This window comes from Nonomuraea sp. NPDC052265 (assembly GCF_044547985.1).
In the GTDB taxonomy this organism is placed as follows: Bacteria; Actinomycetota; Actinomycetes; order Streptosporangiales; family Streptosporangiaceae; genus Nonomuraea.
The window spans coordinates 178,596-199,808 of the sequence record NZ_JBIUBJ010000014.1 but is presented as its reverse complement, the minus strand read 5'-3'; the positions used below and the strand labels follow the sequence as shown (position 1 = coordinate 199,808).

The window sequence follows — 21,213 nt, the reverse complement described above, 5'->3', positions numbered from 1 at the left end:
CTCACTCGCCGCCCCGGCACCGCCTGAGGTCCTGACCCCTCGGCCGGGCCCGCCGTGAGCGCTCGCCGCTCTCCGGCCCCTCCTGGCCCTACGAGGGGTCGCCGGCCGGTCCGCGCGACGTGGCGCGCGGACCCGGCCGCCCGGTTCTAGCCGAGCGCGTCGACCAGCTTCTTGCGCTGCTGGGCGCCCAGGCCGCCGAGACGGCGCTTCTCGTCGACGCCGGCCTCCTCCATCAGCGCGGTGGCCTTGGCCGGGCCGACGCCCTTGACGGCGCGCAGGGCCTGGGACACCTTGATCTTCTTCGCGATGTCGTCGTCGCGCTCCAGGAGCTGGGCGAAGGTCAGCTCGCCCGCCTTGACCTTGGCGAGCAGGGCCGTGCGGGCCGCGCGGGCCTCGGCCGCCTTCGCCAGAGCCGCCTGACGCTGCTCGGGGGTGAGAGTGGGAAGTGCCATCTCGTTCTCTCCTCGGGGAGTTGGGTTCGGGAAACTGTTTCCCGTGGTGCAGTGGCTAATCATGGCGGATACCAGCGGTTCGTGTTGCGGAAAGCGCCCGCTCAACGAGTCCGCCACACCAGTGCCGCCGCTTCGGCGCACGCCACGTCCTGGGCGATCGTGCCGCCGCTGACCCCCACTCCGCCGACCACGCGTTCCCCTTCGCCGTAGTCCGCCCAGAGGGGGACACCACCTCCAAAACAGACAAATCGGTCACCCGTCAGACCGAAGAGCTCCCCTCCCGGCGCCACCAGCGGAGCGAGGTCGGCGGTGGCCCTGCGATGGGCCACCGCCGTGTACGCCTTGCCCGGCGCGAGCACCGGTCCGGCGAGCTCCGCACCCGCCATACGCTGGAAAGACACCAGATGTCCGCCGCCGTCCACGACCGCCACCGAGACCAGCGCGCCCTCCCGGACGGCCTGCTTCAGGGCGGCCTCGGTCATGCGGAGCGCGAGTTCGAGATCCACGCGTTCCCACCCCCGTCGATGATCGTGAGCGCGCCGGGCACTTCCATGCGTACAGCCCCGGGGCCGGGTCTCGCAAGATCGCCTGGTCGGCGCTCGTACGGCCGGGGTTATTGCATGATTTTCCGCTTGAGGGTGGAATGCGTCACATTTCTTGATCCGGGCGTGTCGCTGCCCTGGTCGGGGCCTGTTTCGCGCCATCTCTCCAGCCCTTCGGGGGTCAGGAAGGCGTCGAAGACCGACTCCATGGCCCCCAGCAGCGCGCCGCGCCAGCCGAGCGCGGCGGCCTCGATCCGGGGCGGGCGCTCCCGCCGGATGGTCATCAGCGCGGGCCCGCAGGAGTCCGCCAGGGCCTGCCCCGCGCGCTCCAGCAGCGCGACGCCGTGCCCGGAGAGCGTGACGACCTCGGGGTCGTGGGCGTTGACCAGGGCGGCGATGCCCAGCCCCAGCGCGCGGGACCCGGCCTCGACCGCCTCCCGGCTGCCGGCCAGCACCTCCTCCGCCTGCGCGCGGCCCCGGCCGCCGCCGTAGGCCAGGCCCACGTGGCGCAGCAGGGCGTTCGCGCCCACGTCCTGGCCCCAGCAGCCGGTCGCGCCGCACGCGCACGGCCGGTCGCCGCCGCCCAGCGGCATGTGGCCGAACTCGGCGCCGGGGCCGCTCGCGCCGTCCAGCGGCCGGCCGCCCACGACGAGGACGCCGCCGAGGTCGAAGTCCACGTGCAGGTGCAGGCCCAGCCGTACGCCGCGCAGCCGTCCCCGGCGGGCCTCGGCCAGCGCGGCCAGGCCGGCGTCGTTGCCCACCACCACCGGGTCCGGGCCGGGGGCCGGCCACCCGAGTGCCAGCAGCCGGGGCACGTCCACCGACCGCCAGCCCAGGTGGGCGATGTCCACCAGGCCGTCGTGCCGGACCGGGCCCGCGAGCGCCACCCCGAGGCCCACCACCCGCCGCGACAGGTGGTCGGCCACCGCCTGGCCCAGCGAGGCCAGGGCGCCTTCCGGGGTGCCGTCGTGCGGCTGGACCTCCAGGACGCTCACCCGTCCGCCCAGCTCGCACGCCGCCAGCTCCCAGGCGTCCTCGCGCACGTCGGCGGCCAGGGCCAGCGGGCCCAGCGGGTGGGGGCCGGGCACCTGCGTGGGCCGTCCCCTGGTGTGCCCGGCGGTGTGCCCGGTGGCGGGCTCCTCGTGCAGCAGGGCGTCCTCGGCCAGGCCGGCGACGAGCACCGAGGCCGTGCCCCTGGCCAGGTTCAGGTCGCGGGTGAGCTGCGACCTGGTACGGGTCGCCCCGCAGTCGTGCACGGCGCGCAGCAGCCGGACCCGGTTGTGCGCGCGAAGTTCGCCGCTCGTCGTAGCACTTCTCACACAGCACAGCTTATGCTCTTGCCGTGAACAAAAGCCTCATTGATGCCGGACGGGCACGTGTCGGAGTCTTCGGTCTCTTCGCTCTCAGCGGATTCGTGATGGGTCTGTGGGCGGCCGGGCTGCCCTCGTTGAACGACCGCCTCGGCCTCGGCGCCGCCCGGCTGGGCACCGTGCTGCTGTTGATCTCCGGTGGCGCGCTGGTGTCGATGCTGGTGGCCGGGCGGCTGGTGGACCGGTGGTCGAGCCGGCGGGTGTGCTGGATCGGCGGGCCGCTGTCGGCCGTGCTGCTCCTCGGGCCCGCGCTGGCGCCCTCGTACGGGTCGCTGATGGTGCTGGCGCTGGTGTTCGGGACGGGGCTGGGGGTGGTCGAGGTCGCCATCAACGCCCACTCCGTCGAGGTCGAGCGGGTCTACGGCCGGCCGATCATCTCGGCCTTCCACGGCGCGTGGAGCCTGGGCGGGGCGGCCGGGGGCCTGTTGACGTCCCTCGTGCTGCGGGCGGCGATCGACCCGCAGGCACTGCTGGTGACGGCGGCGGTGGTGGTGCCGTTCGTGTACCTGCTGGCCGCCCGCCTGCTCCTGCCCGACGCCTCCCGGCAGGGCGGCGAGGAGGCGGGCGGCGGCGAGGGCGGCGGCACGCTGAAGTGGGCGCTGATCGCGCTGCTCGGGGTGGCGGCCTTCGCCGGGCACCTGAGCGAGGGCGCCGCGATCGACTGGGCCGCGCTGCACGCCCGCTGGGTGCTGCACACCGGCCCGGCCGCCGCGCCGCTGGCCTACACGATCTTCTCGGTCGCCATGACGACGATCCGCCTGCTCGGCGACCCGATCAGGGCCCGGCTCGGCTCGGTGCGCACGATCCAGCTCGCGGGCGGCTTCGCCACCCTGGGGTACGTCCTGGTGCTCGCCGCCCCGGCGCTCGGCGAGCCGCTGCGCGTGGTGTGCGCGTGGACCGGCTGGGCGCTGGCGGGCGTGGGGCTGGCCACGGTCGTGCCGGTGCTGTTCAGCGCGGTCGGCGCGGCGGGCGGTCCGGTGGGCCGCGCCCTGGCCATGGTGACGGCCTTCGGCTACAGCGGGCTGCTGCTCGGCCCGGCGGTCCTCGGGTACGTGGCCGAGGCGACGGAGTCGCTGCCCGTGGCGCTGATCATCCCGGCCGTCCTGGCCGCCGTCGTCGCGCTCAGCGGCGCCCCGGCGATCCGCGCGCTCACCCGCCAGGCGGCGCCCGCACCCGTCCCCGCCGAACGCTCCGCGTAACCCCGGCGTCGAGCCCTCCTCCGGCCACCGCACCCCGAACCGCCCCCGCTTCCCCACCCCCTGACGGCGCCCGCCTCCCCGAGCCCGGGGGAGCGGGAGCTCTCTCTTTGCCGATATGCCCGCTGACCTGGTGTTATGGGATCGTGACTTGACCCTGAAGTTACGGGCCGGTTTCATGTGCGAAACACGGTAAACGTTTACAGACGCTTTCCCGTAAACGTTTACGTTCTTGGAAGGACAGCCTTGGCCGACGGACCCACGATCACCACGATCGCCGCCCGCGCCGGTGTCTCGATCGCCTCCGTCTCGCGGGTCCTCAACGGCCTGCCGACCAGGCAGGAGACCGTGCGCAAGGTGATGGCCGCCGCCGACGAGCTGGGCTACGTACGCAACGCCGTGGCCAGGTCACTCAAGTCCCGGCGCACCCACCAGGTCGCCTTCGCCATGGCCGACGTCGGCAACCCCGCCTACCTGGCGATGCTGCGCCAGATCCAGCCGGTGCTCAAGGCGGCCGGCTACCGGCTCGTGCTGCACTCGACCGACGCGGTCGTGGCCGACGAGATCGACGTGCTGCACAGCCTGGGCGAGCGCTACGTGGACGGGCTGATCATGAGTCCGCTCCGGGTCACCGACGCCCACCTGCAGATGCTGGCCGCGGCCAGGGCGCCCGTCGTGATCATCGGCACGGTGCCGGAGGGCACCCCGGTGGACAACGTACGGGCCGACTCGCGTACCGGCGTCAAGCTCGCCGTCGACCACCTGCACGCGCTCGGGCGCCGGCGGATCGCGCTGGTCAACGGCCCGCCCGACACCTGGCCCGGCGCCTCGCGCGGCGCGGCCTACCGCGAGGCGCTCCAGCAGCTCGGCCTGCCCTACGACGAGGACCTCGTCCAGATCGGCGACTTCTACCGCGCGCAAGGGGGCCGCGCGGTGGCCGAGCTGCTGGACCGGGCGCCCGACGTGGACGCGCTGATGTGCGCCAACGACCTGATCGCGCTCGGCGCGCTGGACGTGCTGCGCGCCGCCGGCCGCCGGGTGCCCGACGACGTGGCGGTGGTCGGCATGGACGACACCGACCTGGCCGCCGCGTCCTGGCCGTCGCTGTCGAGCGTCTCGCTCGGCTCGGCCGAGCGCGGCAAGGCCGCCGCCGAGCTGCTGCTCGACCGGCTGAACGGCGACGACGCCGCGCCGCGCGTGATCACTGTTCCGCCGCGCCTGGTGGTGCGGGCCTCGACGGCGGGCGAGACCTACGGACATGAGGGAGGCAGGACGTGACCGCGACCGTGACGACGGCGGCACCGCCCCGGCGCCCGCCTTCCCGGCGGCGCCCCAAGTCGCGCGGGAACCGCGAGATGTGGCTGCTCATGCTGCCCGCGCTGGTTCCCGTCGCGCTGTTCAGCATCGGCCCGCTCCTGTACGGCATCGGCCTGGCCTTCACCGACGCCCGCAACACGCGCAACCACGAGACCAGCTTCGTCGGCCTGGAGAACTTCGGCCGGCTGCTGACCGACGGCGACTTCTGGGCCTCGTTCAGGATCGGCGCGATCTGGTCGGTCTCGGTGACCGTGCTGCAGTTCCTGGCCGCGCTCGGCCTGGCCGTGCTGCTCAACCAGAACCTGCGTTTCAGGACCGTGGCCCGGGTGCTCGCGGTCGTGCCGTGGGCGATGCCGCCGGTGGTCGTCGGCCTGATGTGGAAGCTCGTCTACCACCCCGACGCCGGCATCCTGAACAGCCTGCTCGGCACGCACATCAACTGGCTGGCCGACTTCTCGCTCGCGCTGCCCGCGATCATCGTGGTCGGCATCTGGACCGGTATGCCGCAGACCACCGTGGTCCTGCTCGCCGGCCTCCAGGGCATCCCGAGGGAGCTGTACGAGGCCGGCGAGGTCGACGGCGCGAGCCGGTGGCGGCGGTTCTGGAGCATCACGCTCCCGCAGCTGCGGCCGGTCATCGTGTCGATCACCTCGCTCGACTTCGTGTGGAACATCAACCAGTTCGGCCTGGTCTACGTGCTCACCCAGGGCGGGCCCGGCGGCCAGACCCGGCTGCCGATGCTGTTCGCCTACGAGGAGGCGTTCCGCTACCGGATGGCCGGTTACGCCTCGATGCTCGGCCTGGCCATGGCGATCGTCGTGCTCACGGTGCTCGGCCTGTACCTGTGGCGCCAGATGAGGGAGACCCGATGAGACGCGCCCCGCAGTACGTCGCGCTGGTCGCGTACATCGTCTTCCTGGCGTTCCCGCTGTTCTGGCTGCTGTCGACCGCGCTGAAGACGCCCCAGGAGATGGCCCTGGCGGACCCGACGTGGATCCCGCGCGAGCCGACCCTGGCCAACTTCGCCGACGCCTTCGGCGAGCAGGACCTGATCGGCGCGGCCGGCCGCAGCCTGGTCGTGGCGCTGTTCAGCAGCGTGATCACGGTGCTGATCTCGCTGCCGGCCTCGTACGCCATGGCCCGCTACCGCAGCCTGCTCAACAAGGTCGCGATCGGGTGGGTGCTGGTCAGCCAGGTCTTCCCGTTCATCCTGATCATCATCCCGCTCTTCATGATCCTTCGGGACCTGGAGCTGGTGAACACCCTGCCGGGGCTCGTCGTCGTACACGTGACGTTCACGCTGCCGTTCGCGCTGTGGATGCTCCAGGGCTACGTGCGGGCGGTGCCGCGCGAGCTGGAGGAGGCCGCGGCCGTGGACGGCGCGACCCGGCTTCGCTCGATCGTCAGCGTGGTGGCGCCGCTGCTCGCGCCCGGCGTGGTGGCCACGCTGCTGTTCTCTTTCATCTCGTCGTGGAACGAGTTCCTGTTCGCGCTCGTGATCCTCCAGGACCCCGACGTGATGACACTCCCGCTCACGCTGGTGCGGTTCACCGGCCCCGAGGGGGTGGCCAGGCTCGGCCCGCTGGCCGCGGCGTCGCTCATGGCGACGATCCCGAGCCTGATCTTCTTCGCAATCATTCAGCGGCGACTGAAGTCCGGCCTGATGGCCGGCGCCGTGAAGGGCTAGTAGGAGGCTCATATGCGAATCAAGTCCGCATTGGCGGCGGCGGCCGTCGTCGCGTTCGCCGCCGCGTGTGGCAGCAGCGGAGGAGGGGGCGGCGGAGAGGCCGCCTCGTCCGGCGAGCCGGTGAAGCTCAACTTCCTCAGCCTGGCCTGGCAGAAGGAGTCCGTCGCGGCCAACAAGCAGCTCGTCGAGGAGTGGAACAAGGCCAACCCGAAGACCCAGGTCACCTACGTGCAGGGGAGCTGGGACAACGTCAACGACCAGCTCGTCACCCAGTTCGCCGGCGGCACCGCGCCCGACGTGATCCACAACGACTCGCCGGCGCTGGCCGGGTTCGCCTCCGACGGCTACCTGCTCGACCTGACGAGCAAGCTGCCCGCCGAGCTCAAGGGCGACATCCCGCAGTCGGCCTGGGACACCGTCACCTTCAACGGCGGCAAGGGCGAGCAGGGGATCTACGGCGTGCCGTTCCTCCAGGAGTCGCAGGTCATCATCGCCAACAAGAAGCTCCTGGACGCCGCCAAGGTGCGCATCCCGACCGCGGACAACCCGTGGACCTGGGACGAGTTCTCCGAGGCCGCCAAGAAGATGACCTCGGACAACCCGTCGACCTGGGACGAGTCCTCCGGGACCGCCAAGAAGAGCGGCGCGTACGGCGTGGCCTGGCCGATGAAGTCGCCGGTCAACAAGACGCTCAACCTGGCGCTCAACTTCGGCGGCACGTTCTTCCAGACCACCGACGGCAAGACCACGGTCAAGGTCGGCCCGGAGGAGCGCGAGGTGCTGCAGCGCATCCACGACCAGCTCTACAAGGACAAGTCCGCCGACCCGGCCGCGCTCGGCCAGGGCACCGCCGACCCGCTGCCCGCCTTCTACAAGGGCAAGTTCGCGCTGCTCCCGGCCGGCGTCTACCTGCGCCAGCAGGTCGTCGAGCAGGCCCCCGAGGGCTTCGAGTGGGTGACGCTGCCCGCGCCGAAGGGCACCAGCGCCCAGCAGGGCGCGGTCTCGCAGACGTTGTCGATCGCCCAGGACAGCAAGCACGCCGACGAGGCGATGAAGTTCATCTCGTTCTTCCTCAACGGCGCCAACCAGGCCAAGCTCGCCAAGGGCGACTGGCTGCTGCCGACCTCGCAGACCGCCGCCGCCGACCCGGCGATGACCACGCAGGAGAACGGCTGGGACGTCGCGACCGCCTCCGCCAAGAACCTGGTCGTGGCCCCGTTCCTGAAGGTGAACGGCTTCGACGAGTGGAAGAGCAAGGTCGCCACGCCGGTCCTCCAGGAGTACTTCGCCAATAAGATCACCATCGACGACGCGGCCAAGCGGCTCGTCGAGGACGGCAACAAGGTCTTGGAGCGGTACCAGCAGTGACTCATCGCCTGAGGGCCCGGGGGTGTCTGCTCGGCCTGGCGGCCGGCGACGCCCTCGGGGCCCCCGCCGAGAACCTGTCGCCGTCGGAGATCCGGCGGCGGTGGGGCCGGCTCACCGAGATCGAGGGCGGCGGCACCGACGACACCGAGTACGCCATCTTCGCCGCCTCGCTGCTCGTCCGGCACGGGCACGCCCTGACCGCGGCCGACGTCGCGCGGGCGTACCGGCGGGAGATCATCCCGTCGGTGACCGGGCCGATGCGCGGCGCCGGCTTCTCCGAGCTGGGCACCATCGAAGCGCTTCGCCGCGGGCTGGAGCCGCCGCTGACCGGACGCGTCCACCAGCACGGCTGGTCCGACGGCCTGGCCATGCGGGCGGCCCCGTACGGGATCTTCTGCCCCGGCGACCCGGCCGAGGCCGCCCGCCTGATCGAGCAGGACGGGCTGGTAAGCGGGTCGGGCGAGGGCATACTCGGCGGCCGCGCGGTCGCCGGGGCCGTGGCCGCCGCCATGGCGGGCGGCACGCCCGCCGAGGCGGTGGAGGCCGCGCTGTCGGTGATCCCCGCCGACTCCTGGACGGCCCGCGCGATCGTCAGGGCGCGCGACGTGCTCGCGCCGGGCGCGGGCGACGAGCTCGCCCTGATCGAGGCGCTGCACGAGGCCGTCGTGGTCAGGCACTACCCCTGGACCGACCTCGCGCCCGAGGCCGTCGCGCTGGCGCTGGGCGCCGTCCTGGCGGGCGGCGGCGAGGTGGAGGCGACGGTGACGTTCGGGGTGAGCCTGGGCAGGGACGCCGACACGATCGGCGCCATCGCCGGCGCGGTCGCCGGCGCCATCCAGGGAGAGCAGGGCGTGCCCGCGCGATGGGCCGCCCAGATCGGCCCGGTGAGCGGGAAATGCCTGCCCGTCGTGGCCGGAAGACACGTGCTGGACGTCGCCGACGAGCTGGCGGAAGGACTGTAGATCATCATGTCGGGGGACAGAATCAGGGGGGCCTTCATCGGGCTCGCCGTGGGCGACGCCGTCGGCTGGCCCGCGGCCAGGCACCGCGCCGCCCTGCACGCGCCCTGGAGCCGGCGCCTGCACCGCGAGCTGGACGCCTTCGCCGAAGAGCACCGGGTCACCACGCTGCCGGTGCCGTTCGCGCTCAACCAGCCGGTCGCGCCGCTGGCCGTCGGGCCGTCCGACGACGCCGAATGGCTGGCCTGGACGCTGCTGACGATCGACCGGCCGCGGGCCGCGGCGTTCAGGGAGCTGACCGGCGTCAGGGCGCGCATCTCGGTGGCCACCGCGCTGGACAACCTGGCCAAGGGCATCGAGCCGCCGGCCTCCGGGCACGACAACCCGCACCACTTCGACGACGCCGCCGCCGTACGGGCGGTCGCGTTCGGAGCCCTGGGCCGGGATGCCACGGAGGACGCCCAGGTGACCAACGCGGGCGACGGGCTGCTCGGCGCCCAGGCCATGGCCGCCGCCGTGGCCGCGGCGGTCGCATCGGGCTCGGTGGGCGAGGCCGTGGAGGCGGCGCTCGCCGTCCTGCCCGACCACACCGCCATCGGGCACAACGCCCGGGTGGCGCTGGCCGCGGCGAGGAAGGCGGGCGACCCGTTCGGCGCGGTGCCCGCGCTGGACGCCGCGCTGCTCGACCACGTCTACAGCTACGGCGTGGGCGCCGCCCAGACGGTGCCTGTCGCCCTGGCGCTGGCCGAGGCGGCGGGGGGCGACCTCGCCCGCGCCGTCCCGGCCGCCGCCTGCCTGTCCGCGCTCGCCGACTCGGCGCCCGCGCTGACCGGCGCACTGGCGGGGGCCGCCAGTGGGTACGGCGCGATCCCGGAGGGGTGGCTCGCGCCGGCCCGCGAGCTGGCGGGCTGCTGCCTGCCGTCGCTGGCGGGCAAGGATCTGATCGAACTGACGAAGGGAATCGCATGACGCCGCTTGAGGACAGGGCCACTGGCTGCGTGGCGGGGGCGGCGGTCGGTGACGCGCTGGGCGGCGCCACCGAGGGCTGGACTCCCGAACAGATCGTGGAGCGGTACGGCGGCCGGGTCGAGGGCATCGTGCCGCCGTACAACGAGGACTGGCGCAACGCCCGGCCGATCGCGCCGTACCACAAGGGCGACGGGCACATCACCGACGACACCCTGATGACGCACGCCCTGATCCGCGTGTACGAGAAGGTCGGCGGGCACCTGGGGGCGTACGCGATGGCCGACCACCTCGTGCCGGAGCTGATGGGCGAGCGGCGGTGGATCCCCGAGCTGGAGACCGAGGCGCTGCCGCTGCACCGGATCTTCCTGGCCGAGAAGTGGATCGTGGCCCGCCTGCACTACGGGCACGTCGACCCGCGCGAGGCCGGCGTCGGCAACATCGTCAACTGCGGCGCGGCCATGTACGTCGCGCCCGTCGGCATCGTCAACGCCGCCGACCCCGACGCCGCCTACGCCGAGGCCGTCGACCTGGCCGGGGCCCACCAGTCCAGCTACGGACGCGAGGCCGCCGGCGTGATGGCCGCCGCCGTCGCCGAGGCCATGCGGCCGGGCGCCACGGTCGACTCCGTGGTCGCCGCCTGCCTGCGCCTGGCCAAGGACGGCACCCGCGCCGCCATCGAGGCGGTCTGCGAGGCCGCGTCCGGCGTCGGCCACTGGGACGGCTCGTTCGAGGTGCTGCGCGCGGCTGTACGGCCCTTCGACACGGTCGCCGACACCTACCGCGACCAGGGGCTGGGCGCGCGCCGGCCGAGCCGGGTGCACAGCATCGAGGAGCTGCCGCTGGCGCTGGGGTTCCTGGTCGCGGCCAAGGGCGACTTCCGCGACACCGTGCTCGGCGGCGTGAACTACGGCCGCGACGCCGACTCGATCGCCTCCATGGGCGGAGCGATCGCGGGCGCCCTCGGGGGGCTGTCCGCGGTGCCCGCGCAGTGGGTGGAGCAGGTGGGGGCGGCCAGCCGTACCGACCTGGTGGCGCCCGGCCTGGCCGTCGCCGAGGTGGCGCGCCGGGTGCACGCCGACGACCTGGCGCGGCGGCGCGCCCACGAGGCCGCCTTCGCCGAGCTGGACGCGCGATGATCAGGCTCACCTGGGTCCAGCCGGAGGACCTGGTGGGCCACGAGCTGCGCCAGGCCGGCGAGGACGGCAGGGGCGACCTGCCACAGGTACGCGAGCTGGCCGGACGGTGGCACGCGGCGGGCGGCCACGACGCCCCGCCGCGCGCCGGCGCCTCCGAGGCCGCCGCCGCCCGGCTGCGTCCCCTGGCCGAGAGCCTGCTGGACGAGCTGGCCGCGATCCCCTCGCCGCTGGAGGAGCCCTCCGACCTCGACGCCATCGTCGCCGCCTGCCCCGACTGGCCGTCGGCCGGGACGCCCGTGAAGGCGGACCCGGCGCGGCTGCTGGGCGCCTGGCAGGGGCGGGCGGCCGGGTGCGTGCTGGGCAAGCCGGTGGAGAAGATCCCGCGCGAGGGCATCAGGCAGATCGCCGAGGCCACCGGCAACTGGCCCGTCACCGGCTGGTTCACCGCCGAGGGCCTGCCGGAGGAGATCGCGCGCCGCTGGCCCTGGAACCGGCGCAGCGCGGTCAACTCGCTGGCCGAGAACATCGACGGCATCCCCGAGGACGACGACCTCAACTACCCGCTGCTGGCGCTGTCCGTCCTGGAGCGCCACGGCCGCGGCTTCACCACCGAGGACGTCGCCAAGCTGTGGCTGGACGAGCTCCCGGCCGGCCGCACGTTCACCGCCGAGCGGGTCGCCTACCGCAACCTGCTCGACGGCTTCGAGCCCCCGGAGACGGCCACCCGCCGCAACCCGTTCCGCGAGTGGATCGGCGCCTTCATCAGGACCGACGTCTACGGCTGGGCCAACCCCGGCGACCCGGCCACGGCCGCCGAGCTGGCCTGGCGCGACGCCCGGCTCACCCACACGGCCAACGGGATCTACGGCGCGATGTTCGTCGCGGCCATGTGCGCCGCCTCCCTGGTCGCCGGCTCGCCGCGGGAGGCCGTCCAGGCGGGCCTGTCGGTGGTGCCGCGGAACTCCCGCCTGCACGAGGCGGTCAGCCGGGCCGCCGCCGACGCCGCCCGCGAGCCGGACTTCGAGCGTGTCATCGACCTGCTGCACCAGCGGCATGGCACGCTGCACTGGGTGCACACGATCAACAACGCCGCCCTGGTCGCCGCCACCCTGATCCACGGGCGGGGCGACTTCACCGCCACGATCGCGGGCGCGGTCGCCGGCGGCTGGGACACCGACTCGGCCGGAGCCACGGCGGGGTCCGTCGCGGGCGCGCTGAACGGCGGCGTGCCGGACCGCTGGCTCATGCGCGACAGCCTGGCCAGCAGCCTGACCGGCTTCGACGGGGTGGGGCTCGGCGAACTGGCGCGACGTACGCAGGAGATGATGGCGTCATGATCTCGGTTTTCGGCAGCGCGAACATGGACCTCGTCGCGTACGTATCTGAAGCTCCCGAACGGGGTGAGACGGTCACCGGTCACCGGTTCCGGACCGTGCCCGGCGGCAAGGGCGCCAACCAGGCCATCGCCGCGGCCCGCGCCGGAGCGCAGGTGGCCTTCCTCGGCGCGGTCGGCGACGACGGCTTCGGCGCCGAGATGCGCGCCACCCTGGCCGAGGCCGGCGTGGACGTCCGCGGCCTGCGCCAGGTGGCCGGCGCCAGCGGCATCGCGCACATCGTGGTCGACGACGCCGGCGGCAACTCGATCATCGTCGTGCCCGGCGCGAACGGCACCGTGACCGGGCCGTCCGGCGGTGACCTGGCCACGATCGCCGGGTCGCGGGCCCTGCTGCTCCAGCTCGAACTGCCCATGGAGGCCGTCGTGGCCGCCGCCGAGGCGGCCCGCGTGTCCGGCGTGCCCGCCGTCCTCACCCCGGCGCCCGCCCAGCCGCTGCCCGACGAGCTGCTCGACGCGATCACCATGATCGTCCCGAACGAGCACGAGGCCGCCGACATCACCGGCCAGGCCGACCCCGAGGCAGCCCTCGACGCGCTCCTCGAACGCGTCGAGGAGGCCGTCATCACGCTGGGCTCGCGGGGCGCGCTCTACGGCTCGCGCTCGGGCGAGCGGCTGCGGGTGCCCGCGATCAAGGTGAAGGCCGTGGACACGACGGCGGCCGGTGACACGTTCGTCGGCGCGCTGTCGGTGGCGCGGGCCGAGGGCCTGGCGCCGGCCGAGGCGCTGCGGTTCGCCTCGGTGGCGGCGGCGCTGTCGGTGCAGCGGGAAGGCGCCAGCACGTCGATGCCGGTCAGGGCCGAGATCGAGGACGCGCTGCGGGAGTTGTCCTAGCCCGTCCCTTGACGTCCGGGCGGGCGTCAGGGGACGCCGTCACGGGCAGATGGGGGCCATGAGCGAGAATCCCGACGATCTGCCCGAGGCGGTGGGCGGCGTGGACGGGGAGAGCGACGTGGTCGCCGAGCGATCCGGCTCGGGATCGCCCAGGACCCGCCGCCCGGTGTCCGCGGACCCGCCGGAGGAGCAGGAGGAGGTCACCCCGGAGGAGCCGCCCGAGGAGGACGACGAAGGCGAGGACGTCATCCGCCCCGACGCCGGCCCCACCGCCTGACCGCCGCCCACCGCCCGCCGGACCGGGGTCGGTCATCGGCCGCCCGGAGTCGTGTGCAGGCGGGCGAGGGTCTGCTCCAGCTCGGCCTGGAGGAGGTCGCTGGCCGCCGTCGCGTCGCCGTCGCGGACCGCCGCCACCAGCAGCGCGGCGTGCGTGCCGTGCCCCGGGTTGCGGTCGTGCTCGCGCAGCCCCAGCAGCTCCACCATGTCGATCAGCCCCTCCCGCAACGCCGGGGCGAACTCGGCGAACAGGTCCGTGAGCACCGGGTTGCCCGCCGCCGCCACGACCGCCGCGTGCAGCGCGATGTCGGCGTCCACGAAGGCCGCGTCGTCGCCGCCCGCCGCCCGCTCGCGGGCCTGGAGCGCCGCCTCCATCGCCGTCACGTCCTCGTCGGTACGCCGCGCCGCCGCCAGCCTGGCCGCCTGCGTCTCGACCATCATGCGGACCTCGTACACGTCGGTGATCGCGGCCCGGCGCAGCCGCGCGGGCCAGTCCTGGACCGGCTCCGAGGCGATGACGAACACGCCCGAGCCCTGGCGCGCCCGCACCAGCCCGGCGCCGGCCAGCGCCCGCAGCGCCTCGCGGACCGTGGACCGGCCCACCCCGAGCGCCTTGGCCAGCGCGTTCTCGCCCGGCAGGCGGGTGCCGACCGGCCAGTGGCCTTCGGTGATCTGCTCGCGCAGGTGCTGGACGGCCTGGTCGACCAGGGGGCTGCGGCGGAGGGCGCCGAGCGGCATGCGTACCTCTCAGGTTGTCTGAGGACCTGTGTTGTGGTTAGTCTAGCCGCCATGTCGTCGTACGGTCTCCTTCTTCTCGGCCGCCGCGGCGGGGCCTGACCGGACCGGCACCCCGCCGCGGCGTGCGAGGTGCTGCCGGTCGTCCGATCGCCGAGAAGGAACGAAGACGTGTACGAATGGAACCGGCAGCGCCCCAGCGCCATGCCCTCCCACCGCTACCGGCCCGCCCACGAGCGGGTCGAGGTGCCCCTGGCCGGCGAGCGCGCCTGGCCCTCGCGCCGCATCACCGGCGCACCCCTCTGGGTCCCCGTCGACCTGCGCGACGGCAACCAGGCGCTGGCCGAGCCGATGGACCCGGCGCGCAAGCGCCGCCTGTTCGACCTCCAGGTGCGGATGGGCTTCAAGGAGATCGAGGTCGGCTACCCGTCGGCCAGCAGGCTCGACTTCGACTTCCTCAGGGAACTGGCCGAGCCCGGCGCGGTGCCCGAGGACGTGACCGTGGTGGCCTTCACCGCCGCCCGGCAGGACCTGATCGAGCGCACCTTCGAGTCGATCCGCGGCCTGCCCGACGTGGTCGTGCACCTCTACACCGCGACCGCGCCCACCTGGCGGAACGTGGTGCTCGGCCACGACCGGGACGACCTGCGCAAGCTCATCCTGGACGCGGCCGGCCAGGTCGCCCGCCTGGCCGACGGGCTGCCGGTGCGCTTCGAGTTCTCGCCCGAGGTGTTCAACCTCACCGAGCCCGACTACGTGCTGGAGGTCTGCAACGACCTGACCGCCCTCTGGGACGCCTCCCCGGACCGCCCGGTGATCCACAACCTGCCCGCCACCGTCGAGATCTCCACCCCCAACGTGTACGCCGACCAGATCGAGTACATGCACCGCCACCTCGACCGCCGCGACTCGGTGATCCTGTCGGTGCACCCGCACAACGACCGCGGCACCGGCGTGGCCTGCGCCGAGCTGGCCGTGCTCGCCGGGGCGCAGCGGGTGGAGGGCTGCCTGTTCGGCAACGGCGAGCGCACCGGCAACGTCGACCTGGTGACCCTCGCCCTCAACCTGCACTCCCAGGGCGTCGACCCGATGATCGACCTCTCGGCCGTCGACGAGGTCCGGCGCGTCGTCGAGCACTGCAACCGCCTGCCCGTCCACGACCGCCACCCCTACGCCGGCGACCTGGTCTACACCGCCTTCTCCGGCACCCACCAGGACGCCATCGGCAAGGGGCTGGCCCACCACGCCGCGCGCGCCGCCGAGCTGGGCGTGCCGCCGGAGCTGGCGCCGTGGGAGGTGCCGTACCTGCCCATCGACCCGGCCGACGTGGGGCGCGGCTACCAGGCCGTCATCCGGGTCAACAGCCAGTCGGGCAAGGGCGGCATCGCGTACCTGCTGGGCGCCCGCCACGGCCTCGACCTGCCGCGCCGCCTCCAGATCGACTTCTCGGCGGCGGTGCAGCGGGCCACGGACGACAGCGGCGAGGAGATCACCGCCGACGAGCTGTGGGCGCTCTTCCACGCCACCTACGTCGCCCCCGGCGAGCGCGACGGGTTCGCCTCCTGGCGCACGGCCGAGACCGCGCCGGGGACGCACGAGTTCGAGGGCGTGCTGGAATCGGGGCGGGTGCTGCGCGGCACCGGCAACGGGCCGCTGTCCGCGCTGGCCGCCGCGCTGGCCGGGGACGGCGTCGAGGTCGACGTCCTGCACTACGCCGAGCACGCCGTGGACCCGGGGACGGGCAGCAGCGCCGTCGCGTACGTGGAGGCCCGGGTCGGCGGCGTGATCGGCTGGGGCGCCGGTCAGGACACCTCGGTGCTCACCGCGTCGGTACGGGCGGTGCTGGCCGCCGTCAACCGGCTCAGTCCGTCAGGTAGGTGACGCATTCGTCCCGGTAGTGCAGCGTCCTCGACCGCAGTCGTCTCGGGTCGGCCAGGACGGCCCGGGAGACCGACGGCACGACGGAGCCGCGTACCGGGGCGAACAGGCGGGCCAGGTCGGCGGGGGAGGCGCCCTGCGCGCCGAGCCCCGGAGCCAGGATCGGGCCGTTGAGGTCGGCCAGGGAGTGGTCGAGCGTGGGCAGCGTGGCCCCCATCACCACCCCCACCGGCCCGAACGGCTCGTGACCCGCGTTCGCCGCGGCGGCCCCGGCGATCACCAGGTCGGCCACCCGCTGCTGCAGCCCGGCCGCCGCCGGGTTGGAGGTGCGGGCCAGCACGAAGACGCCGGCGTCGTTGGCCACCGCCGAGGTGATCGCCACCTCCAGCGAGCCGAACCCCAGGTAGGGGCTCAGCGTCACCGCGTCGGCGGCCACCGGGCTGCCCCGGTCGAGGTAGGCCTCGGCGTAGGCGGCCATCGTGGTGTCGACGTCGCCGCGCTTGGCGTCGAGCAGCACCAGCGTGCCGGCCTCGCGCAGGTCGGCGATGGTGCGTTCCAGCACGGCGATGCCACGGCTGCCCCAGCGCTCGTAGAAGGCCGACTGCGGCTTGACCACGGCGGCCACGTCGCTGATCGTGTCGGCCACCGTGCGGCTGAAGCGCTCAAGGCCGCACGGTGAGTCGTCGAGGCCCCAGGCGTGGAGCAACGCCGGGCTCGGATCGATGCCCACACAGAGCGGGCCGAATTTGTCCAACCTGGCACGCAGGCGTGTGCCGAACGACTCGTTCATCTAGGCCCCCTTGCGACCCTAACGCACACTAACGCGCCGCGGCTCGAAGCCGGAACGCATCGGCCCCGGATGATATGGGTCGGGTCGCGGGTCTTCCGGAAGCGGGTGCCGGGGTAGATCATGCGACATGTACGAGATCGCCCAACGAGTACTGGTGCTGGACACCGTGCCGCCGCGCGAGGTGGTGGTCACCGTCGGCGTGCCGTACGAGGAGGCGGTGGGGGAGTGGTCGTGCCCGTACCGGATCGACGGGCTGGCCGGGTGGGAGCACGAGCGCAGGGCGACCGGGCGCGACGCGCTGGAGGCGGTCGAGGTGGCGCTGGCCATGGTACGGGCGGCGCTGGCCGGCTCGCACGAGGCCAAGGAGGGCCTGCTGCGTCCGGACGGCACCCCGCCCGACCGGCAACGCACCCAGACCGTGTACGTCAACTGGGACAAGGACCGAGACATCGCCTATATCGCGATGAAGCACGAAATAGTGCCAGGTGAGGCGGTACGACAGACCGTGTCGGAGGACGTCGTCCTCGACTACGGGGCCTCGGGCGAGCTGCTCGGCCTGGAGCTCCTCAACGCCACCACCCGCCTCCCCTCCGAGATGCGCCTCTGAAAGCCCTGTGAGAAGGCCGCACAGCGGCTCCGGCGGGGCTCAACCCGTCAGCAGCCAGCGCCAGCGGGGCAGTTCCAGCACCACGGTGACCACCGCCAGCACCGTGACCACCGCGGCCACCGCCGCGTGCCAGGCCACCCACGACGCCGCCACCGCCGCCACGAGCTGAAGGCCCACCAGCGCGACCGTCACGAACCCCGGCACGGCGACCACCACGCCCCGCTTGTCACCGGGCGTGGCGAACACCGTCGGCAACCCGATCAGCACCACCACCGACAACACGGCCGCCCACACCGACCACGAAAGGAGCGCCCACGGCGTCGCGACCCAGGCGACCAGCTCCGACGCGAAACGGAGGACGGACGCGGCCCGGTCGTCCGGACGCGGCCCGGACCTGGCGAAACGACCCGAAAGAGTAGCCACGAGGGCACCCTACTCCGCAGATCCCTCGTCTTCGTCACCGCGCGCCCGCCGCGCTCCATCCGCGCCATCGCCGGGCAGGCGGACCTGACCGGCCTGGCGATCCGCAGCAACGGCGCCCTCCTGTACGACCTGGCCGCCGCGGAGATCGTCGCGGACACCGTGCGTCCTCCAACGACGAGGATGGCGTGGCCGAGGTCCTCGAACGCCTCTTCGGCTGACCGGGCCGGGGTTCCGGCGCCCGCCCGCCCCCGCGGGCGGGCGCCGGGATCTCAGGCGTCGTCGTCCGACACCCGGGACGTGTCCTTGCACCCGGTGGGCGCGCCGCTCAGCACCGGCAGCAGGCCGCCGCAGGTGCTCACCGGAAGCGACACCGGCTCGACGATCTCGTCGTTGAAGACGATCACGTCGCCGATGAGCGGCCGCGGCCCCTGGGGAGGCGCCGCGCCCGACGTGTCCGAGGCGTACGCGGGCGCCACGGACGCCAGCAGCCCCGCGCCGGTCAGCAGCGCGACCGCTAGGCGGCGGCGACCCGCTCCTGCGCGACCCCGCCCGGCTGCTGTTCCCGGTGCGCCTGCTGGCCGTGCCGGCCGCCCGCCATGATCCGATCCATCACGGCCAGCGCCAGCGCCGAGACCACGAAGGTGAGATGGATCAGTGTTTTCCATACGAGTTCCCTGTCGGTGATGGCCGGCCGGGCGGCGTTGATGAAGATCTGCAGGAGATGCACCCCCGAGATCCCGATGATCGCCATGGCCAGCTTGACTTTGAGGACGTTTGCGTTGACATGGGACAGCCACTCGGGCTGATCGGGATGTCCGTCGATGCGCAGCCGCGAGACGAAGGTCTCGTAGCCGCCGATGATGACCATGATCAGCAGGTTCGAGACCATCACGACATCGACGAGCCCGAGGACGATCAGCATGATCGTGGTCTCCGGAGGATTGCCGCCGAACCCGAGTTCGACCAGGTGGGCGAGTTCGACCATGAACCGCCACACGTACACGACCTGGGCGACGATCAGCCCGAGGTAGAGCGGCGCCTGAATCCACCGGCTGAGGAACATGACGTAGCCGACGTGCTCCAGCATGCTCCGCGACCGCGGAGCGGACTCGGCCACGGTCAACTGTGGGGGCCTCACTACGACGTGAAGATGTTGACCCGGTCGACGATGGCCTGGACATTGATGTTCCCCGGATCGTTTCGGCCCCCTGACCCGAGGGCGATTGGGGGAACGGCGGCCGCCGCCGCCAGGGCGAGGACCGCTGCGCTGGTCAGGATTCGGAACTTCAATGGGGACTCCTCGACTGCTGCTGGTCGGGCACGGGGATTGCGCTGTCGGGCTGGGAAGGGCCGGGATCGGCGGTGCGGCGTGGCCCGCCGCACCGCCTGCGCGGTGGCCCGTGATGGCCGGTCAGGGATGCAGGCAGCCCGCCGCGGGGATCTCCGCCGGCGCCTGGGGGGCCATCGGGTCGACCAGGGTGGTCAGGCCGGTGGCGGACTCGGCGGCGCAGGTCACCGCGTGGGCCGGGTCGACGACGGCGTGGGCCGGCGCCGCGAACAGGGCGGCGGACAGGCCGGCGGTCAGCGCGGCCACGATGACGGCGGCGCGGCGTGGGACGTCAGGCATGAGTACCTCCTGGGGACGGTGGAATCAACCACCGACTTGCTACCCAGAGTAATCATCCAGTAACGCTAAGTTAAAGATTCCTCATGAGGCGGGGGTCGGCAGCCCTGTCCTGGGCGTCCATGACCTCGTCGGCGTGGTCGTGGGCCCAGACGCCGAACGCCTCGATCGGGCCCAGCAGGGTGCGGCCCAGGTCGGTCAGCGCGTACTCGACGCGGGGCGGGGCCTCGGCGTAGGAGCGCCGGGTGACCAGGCCGTTGAACTCCAGGCGGCGCAGCGTCTCCGTGAGCACCTTGGCGCTGATCCCGCCGATCTCCGCGCGCAGCTCCCCGGGGCGGCGCGGGCCGTGGCGCAGCGACCAGACGACGACCGCGTTCCAGGTGTTGGCGATCAGGTCGAAGGCCAGTCTGGCCTGGCAGTCGGCGAGGAACACGTGAGCCCTCCGATAGGCACCGATCGGTGCGTGACGAGATTTCTACAGTCCTTGTCCTAGTAAAGCCCTTTCACATCACGGAGGACGACCATGAAGATCGGGATCCTGGGCGCCGGCGGCATGGCCGACGCGCTCGGCACGCAGTGGATCAGGGCCGGGCACGAGGTGACGGTCAGCGGACGCGACCAGGAACGCGCCCGTGGCCGTGCGGAGAGCATGAACGCCCGAGCCGGCCGCCCGGCGGCGCGGGCGGGGAGCTGGGCGGAGGCGGCCGCGTTCGGCGAGGTCGTCATGGTGGGCGTCCGGGAGGCGGGGCTGGCCGACGTGCTGGCCGCCGCCGGTCCGGCCCTGCGCGGCAAGCCGCTCATCGACGTGACGAACGCCGCCGCCCCCGACAGGTACGACGCCACCCGTCCGCTCGCCCGCCGGATCGCCGACCTCACGGGCGGGCACGTGGTGAAGGCGTTCAACCTGTGCCACGTGGACGTGTGGCGGATGACGCCGCCCGTGTTCGGCGGACGCCCGCTGGCGGTGCCCCTGTGCGGCGACGACGCCAGGGCGCTCGACCTGGTCCGGGGCCTGGTCCGCGACCTGGGCTGCACCCCGCTGGACGGCGGCGGGCTCGACCGGGCGGCGCAGCTGGAGGCGACCGCCGCGTTCGTGATCGGGCTCTGGTTCGGCGGCGCGGACGCCCAGGCGATCCTGCCCCCGCTGGCCTCCTCGGGGGCGCACGACCCGTCGTGAGCGTACGACGTGGGGTGTAGCGAGGATGACGACGGACGGCGGATGCCCGGCACCGGCGGCGGCGCGATGCTGGGGGCGTTCACCCGAGGTCGAAGGAGAGTCCAGTGGTCACCCAGGTCGTCAAGGGGAGCGGGTATCTGACCGCGTTCAAGGCCCTCGCCACGCTCAGCATGTTGTCGGTGCTGCTGCAGGCCGTCACGGCGGGGCAGCTCATGAGCGGGGCCGGCGCGGGCCTGCACGGCGCGGGGGCGGGCGCGGTCCACCTGCTCGGGCTGCTCCAGCTCGTCGCGGCCGTGCTGCTGTGGCGGCCGGGGCGCGGGGCGGGCTGGCCCGCGCTGGTCAGCCTGGGGGTGCTGCTGCTCGGCTTCCTCCAGTCGATGCTCGGCGGGTCGGGCGCGGTGGCCGCGCACGTGCCGCTGGGCATGACGATCTTCGGGCTCAGCGTGTGGCTCGTCGTCTGGGCCTGGCGGCGCTGACCGT

25 protein-coding genes are annotated in these 21,213 nt (G+C 73.3%); 15 read left to right on the top strand and 10 right to left on the bottom strand.

Annotation, left to right across the window (positions count from 1 at the left end):
• Positions 1-146 precede the first annotated feature (146 nt).
• The 3 genes from mihF to ACIHAD_RS33610 all read right to left on the bottom strand — a co-directional run bounded on the left by mihF (position 147) and on the right by ACIHAD_RS33610 (position 2,313).
• Positions 147-452: an integration host factor, actinobacterial type gene (gene mihF, locus ACIHAD_RS33620; protein WP_043641121.1), complete on the bottom strand. Its 306-nt coding sequence runs from the start codon at positions 450-452 to the stop codon at positions 147-149.
• A gap of 101 nt (positions 453-553) precedes the next feature.
• Positions 554-958 carry a heme-binding protein gene (locus ACIHAD_RS33615; protein ID WP_397358720.1) on the bottom strand — a complete coding sequence of 135 codons (405 nt, stop codon included), beginning with the start codon at positions 956-958 and terminating at the stop codon, positions 554-556.
• 107 nt (positions 959-1,065) lie between these two features.
• Entirely contained in the window at positions 1,066-2,313 is a 1,248-nt protein-coding gene (locus ACIHAD_RS33610) for an ROK family protein (RefSeq protein WP_397358719.1), read from the bottom strand.
• Positions 2,314-2,336: 23 nt separating this feature from the next.
• On the opposite strand from ACIHAD_RS33610, the gene ACIHAD_RS33605 reads away from it, so the two are divergent.
• The 11 genes from ACIHAD_RS33605 to ACIHAD_RS33555 all read left to right on the top strand — a co-directional run bounded on the left by ACIHAD_RS33605 (position 2,337) and on the right by ACIHAD_RS33555 (position 13,500).
• Complete coding sequence (locus ACIHAD_RS33605) at positions 2,337-3,563, top strand: MFS transporter (protein ID WP_397358718.1); 1,227 nt, start codon at positions 2,337-2,339, stop codon at positions 3,561-3,563.
• 243 nt (positions 3,564-3,806) lie between these two features.
• Positions 3,807-4,838 (top strand): LacI family DNA-binding transcriptional regulator, encoded by a 1,032-nt coding sequence (locus tag ACIHAD_RS33600; RefSeq protein WP_397358716.1) that lies wholly within the window; start codon positions 3,807-3,809, stop codon positions 4,836-4,838.
• On the top strand, positions 4,835-5,749 hold the full coding sequence (locus ACIHAD_RS33595) for a carbohydrate ABC transporter permease (protein ID WP_397358715.1): 915 nt from the start codon (positions 4,835-4,837) through the stop codon (positions 5,747-5,749). The genes ACIHAD_RS33600 and ACIHAD_RS33595 overlap by 4 nt, the downstream gene beginning before the upstream one ends.
• Positions 5,746-6,564: a carbohydrate ABC transporter permease gene (locus ACIHAD_RS33590; protein ID WP_397358714.1), complete on the top strand. Its 819-nt coding sequence runs from the start codon at positions 5,746-5,748 to the stop codon at positions 6,562-6,564. Before ACIHAD_RS33595 ends, ACIHAD_RS33590 begins: the two co-directional genes overlap by 4 nt.
• Positions 6,565-6,576: 12 nt before the next feature.
• Positions 6,577-7,932: an ABC transporter substrate-binding protein gene (locus tag ACIHAD_RS33585; protein WP_397358713.1), complete on the top strand. Its 1,356-nt coding sequence runs from the start codon at positions 6,577-6,579 to the stop codon at positions 7,930-7,932.
• Positions 7,929-8,894, top strand: coding sequence for an ADP-ribosylglycohydrolase family protein (locus ACIHAD_RS33580; RefSeq protein WP_397358712.1), 966 nt, complete (start codon positions 7,929-7,931; stop codon positions 8,892-8,894). Before ACIHAD_RS33585 ends, ACIHAD_RS33580 begins: the two co-directional genes overlap by 4 nt.
• A 6-nt stretch (positions 8,895-8,900) precedes the next feature.
• Entirely contained in the window at positions 8,901-9,860 is a 960-nt protein-coding gene (locus ACIHAD_RS33575) for an ADP-ribosylglycohydrolase family protein (protein WP_397358711.1), read from the top strand.
• On the top strand, positions 9,857-10,996 hold the full coding sequence (locus ACIHAD_RS33570) for an ADP-ribosylglycohydrolase family protein (RefSeq protein WP_397358710.1): 1,140 nt from the start codon (positions 9,857-9,859) through the stop codon (positions 10,994-10,996). The genes ACIHAD_RS33575 and ACIHAD_RS33570 overlap by 4 nt, the downstream gene beginning before the upstream one ends.
• Positions 10,993-12,333 carry an ADP-ribosylglycohydrolase family protein gene (locus ACIHAD_RS33565; protein ID WP_397358709.1) on the top strand — a complete coding sequence of 447 codons (1,341 nt, stop codon included), beginning with the start codon at positions 10,993-10,995 and terminating at the stop codon, positions 12,331-12,333. The genes ACIHAD_RS33570 and ACIHAD_RS33565 overlap by 4 nt, the downstream gene beginning before the upstream one ends.
• A complete protein-coding gene (gene rbsK, locus ACIHAD_RS33560; RefSeq protein ID WP_397358708.1) occupies positions 12,330-13,223 on the top strand; it encodes a ribokinase in 894 nt (297 codons plus the stop codon). The genes ACIHAD_RS33565 and rbsK overlap by 4 nt, the downstream gene beginning before the upstream one ends.
• A 58-nt stretch (positions 13,224-13,281) precedes the next feature.
• Entirely contained in the window at positions 13,282-13,500 is a 219-nt protein-coding gene (locus ACIHAD_RS33555) for a hypothetical protein (protein WP_397358707.1), read from the top strand.
• Positions 13,501-13,532: 32 nt separating this feature from the next.
• Here ACIHAD_RS33555 and ACIHAD_RS33550 read toward each other — a convergent pair whose 3' ends face one another.
• Positions 13,533-14,237: a FadR/GntR family transcriptional regulator gene (locus ACIHAD_RS33550; protein WP_397358706.1), complete on the bottom strand. Its 705-nt coding sequence runs from the start codon at positions 14,235-14,237 to the stop codon at positions 13,533-13,535.
• A 201-nt stretch (positions 14,238-14,438) separates the two neighbouring features.
• Here ACIHAD_RS33550 and ACIHAD_RS33545 point away from each other — a divergent pair, with 201 nt between their 5' ends.
• A complete protein-coding gene (locus ACIHAD_RS33545) occupies positions 14,439-16,115 on the top strand; it encodes a 2-isopropylmalate synthase (protein WP_397358772.1) in 1,677 nt (558 codons plus the stop codon).
• On the opposite strand, the gene pyrF is transcribed toward ACIHAD_RS33545, so the two are convergent.
• A complete protein-coding gene (pyrF, locus tag ACIHAD_RS33540) occupies positions 16,096-16,902 on the bottom strand; it encodes an orotidine-5'-phosphate decarboxylase (protein WP_397358705.1) in 807 nt (268 codons plus the stop codon). The two genes, ACIHAD_RS33545 and pyrF, sit on opposite strands and share 20 nt — an antisense overlap.
• Positions 16,903-17,029: 127 nt before the next feature.
• Between pyrF and ACIHAD_RS33535 the strand changes: the two genes are divergently transcribed.
• Positions 17,030-17,509 (top strand): DUF6968 family protein, encoded by a 480-nt coding sequence (locus tag ACIHAD_RS33535; RefSeq protein WP_397358704.1) that lies wholly within the window; start codon positions 17,030-17,032, stop codon positions 17,507-17,509.
• A 39-nt stretch (positions 17,510-17,548) separates the two neighbouring features.
• On the opposite strand, the gene ACIHAD_RS33530 is transcribed toward ACIHAD_RS33535, so the two are convergent.
• From ACIHAD_RS33530 to ACIHAD_RS33510, 5 genes are all read right to left on the bottom strand, one after another.
• Positions 17,549-17,932 (bottom strand): hypothetical protein, encoded by a 384-nt coding sequence (locus ACIHAD_RS33530; RefSeq protein WP_397358703.1) that lies wholly within the window; start codon positions 17,930-17,932, stop codon positions 17,549-17,551.
• A gap of 269 nt (positions 17,933-18,201) precedes the next feature.
• On the bottom strand, positions 18,202-18,408 hold the full coding sequence (locus ACIHAD_RS33525; RefSeq protein WP_397358702.1) for a hypothetical protein: 207 nt from the start codon (positions 18,406-18,408) through the stop codon (positions 18,202-18,204).
• 38 nt (positions 18,409-18,446) lie between these two features.
• Positions 18,447-19,019 carry a TIGR00645 family protein gene (locus tag ACIHAD_RS33520; protein WP_397358701.1) on the bottom strand — a complete coding sequence of 191 codons (573 nt, stop codon included), beginning with the start codon at positions 19,017-19,019 and terminating at the stop codon, positions 18,447-18,449.
• 324 nt (positions 19,020-19,343) lie between these two features.
• The gene (locus tag ACIHAD_RS33515; protein ID WP_397358700.1) at positions 19,344-19,559 is read right to left on the bottom strand and encodes a hypothetical protein; all 216 of its coding nucleotides are present in this window, start codon (positions 19,557-19,559) and stop codon (positions 19,344-19,346) included.
• A 70-nt stretch (positions 19,560-19,629) separates the two neighbouring features.
• The gene (locus ACIHAD_RS33510; RefSeq protein WP_397358699.1) at positions 19,630-19,989 is read right to left on the bottom strand and encodes a winged helix-turn-helix transcriptional regulator; all 360 of its coding nucleotides are present in this window, start codon (positions 19,987-19,989) and stop codon (positions 19,630-19,632) included.
• A gap of 90 nt (positions 19,990-20,079) precedes the next feature.
• Between ACIHAD_RS33510 and ACIHAD_RS33505 the strand changes: the two genes are divergently transcribed.
• Complete coding sequence (locus ACIHAD_RS33505) at positions 20,080-20,733, top strand: NADPH-dependent F420 reductase (RefSeq protein WP_397358698.1); 654 nt, start codon at positions 20,080-20,082, stop codon at positions 20,731-20,733.
• A 104-nt stretch (positions 20,734-20,837) separates the two neighbouring features.
• Complete coding sequence (locus ACIHAD_RS33500; RefSeq protein WP_125635486.1) at positions 20,838-21,209, top strand: hypothetical protein; 372 nt, start codon at positions 20,838-20,840, stop codon at positions 21,207-21,209.
• Positions 21,210-21,213 lie beyond the last annotated feature (4 nt).

Coding starts and splice junctions, on each gene's coding strand:
- ACIHAD_RS33505 (WP_397358698.1), top strand. CDS start 20,080: ATGAAGATCGGGATCCTGGGCGCCGGCGGCATGGCCGACGCGCTCGGC.
- ACIHAD_RS33555 (WP_397358707.1), top strand. CDS start 13,282: ATGAGCGAGAATCCCGACGATCTGCCCGAGGCGGTGGGCGGCGTGGAC.
- ACIHAD_RS33575 (WP_397358711.1), top strand. CDS start 8,901: ATGTCGGGGGACAGAATCAGGGGGGCCTTCATCGGGCTCGCCGTGGGC.
- rbsK (WP_397358708.1), top strand. CDS start 12,330: ATGATCTCGGTTTTCGGCAGCGCGAACATGGACCTCGTCGCGTACGTA.
- ACIHAD_RS33550 (WP_397358706.1), bottom strand. CDS start 14,237: ATGCCGCTCGGCGCCCTCCGCCGCAGCCCCCTGGTCGACCAGGCCGTC.
- ACIHAD_RS33585 (WP_397358713.1), top strand. CDS start 6,577: ATGCGAATCAAGTCCGCATTGGCGGCGGCGGCCGTCGTCGCGTTCGCC.
- ACIHAD_RS33545 (WP_397358772.1), top strand. CDS start 14,439: ATGCCCTCCCACCGCTACCGGCCCGCCCACGAGCGGGTCGAGGTGCCC.
- ACIHAD_RS33570 (WP_397358710.1), top strand. CDS start 9,857: ATGACGCCGCTTGAGGACAGGGCCACTGGCTGCGTGGCGGGGGCGGCG.
- ACIHAD_RS33515 (WP_397358700.1), bottom strand. CDS start 19,559: ATGCCTGACGTCCCACGCCGCGCCGCCGTCATCGTGGCCGCGCTGACC.
- ACIHAD_RS33535 (WP_397358704.1), top strand. CDS start 17,030: ATGTACGAGATCGCCCAACGAGTACTGGTGCTGGACACCGTGCCGCCG.
- pyrF (WP_397358705.1), bottom strand. CDS start 16,902: ATGAACGAGTCGTTCGGCACACGCCTGCGTGCCAGGTTGGACAAATTC.
- mihF (WP_043641121.1), bottom strand. CDS start 452: ATGGCACTTCCCACTCTCACCCCCGAGCAGCGTCAGGCGGCTCTGGCG.
- ACIHAD_RS33590 (WP_397358714.1), top strand. CDS start 5,746: ATGAGACGCGCCCCGCAGTACGTCGCGCTGGTCGCGTACATCGTCTTC.
- ACIHAD_RS33520 (WP_397358701.1), bottom strand. CDS start 19,019: ATGCTGGAGCACGTCGGCTACGTCATGTTCCTCAGCCGGTGGATTCAG.
- ACIHAD_RS33565 (WP_397358709.1), top strand. CDS start 10,993: ATGATCAGGCTCACCTGGGTCCAGCCGGAGGACCTGGTGGGCCACGAG.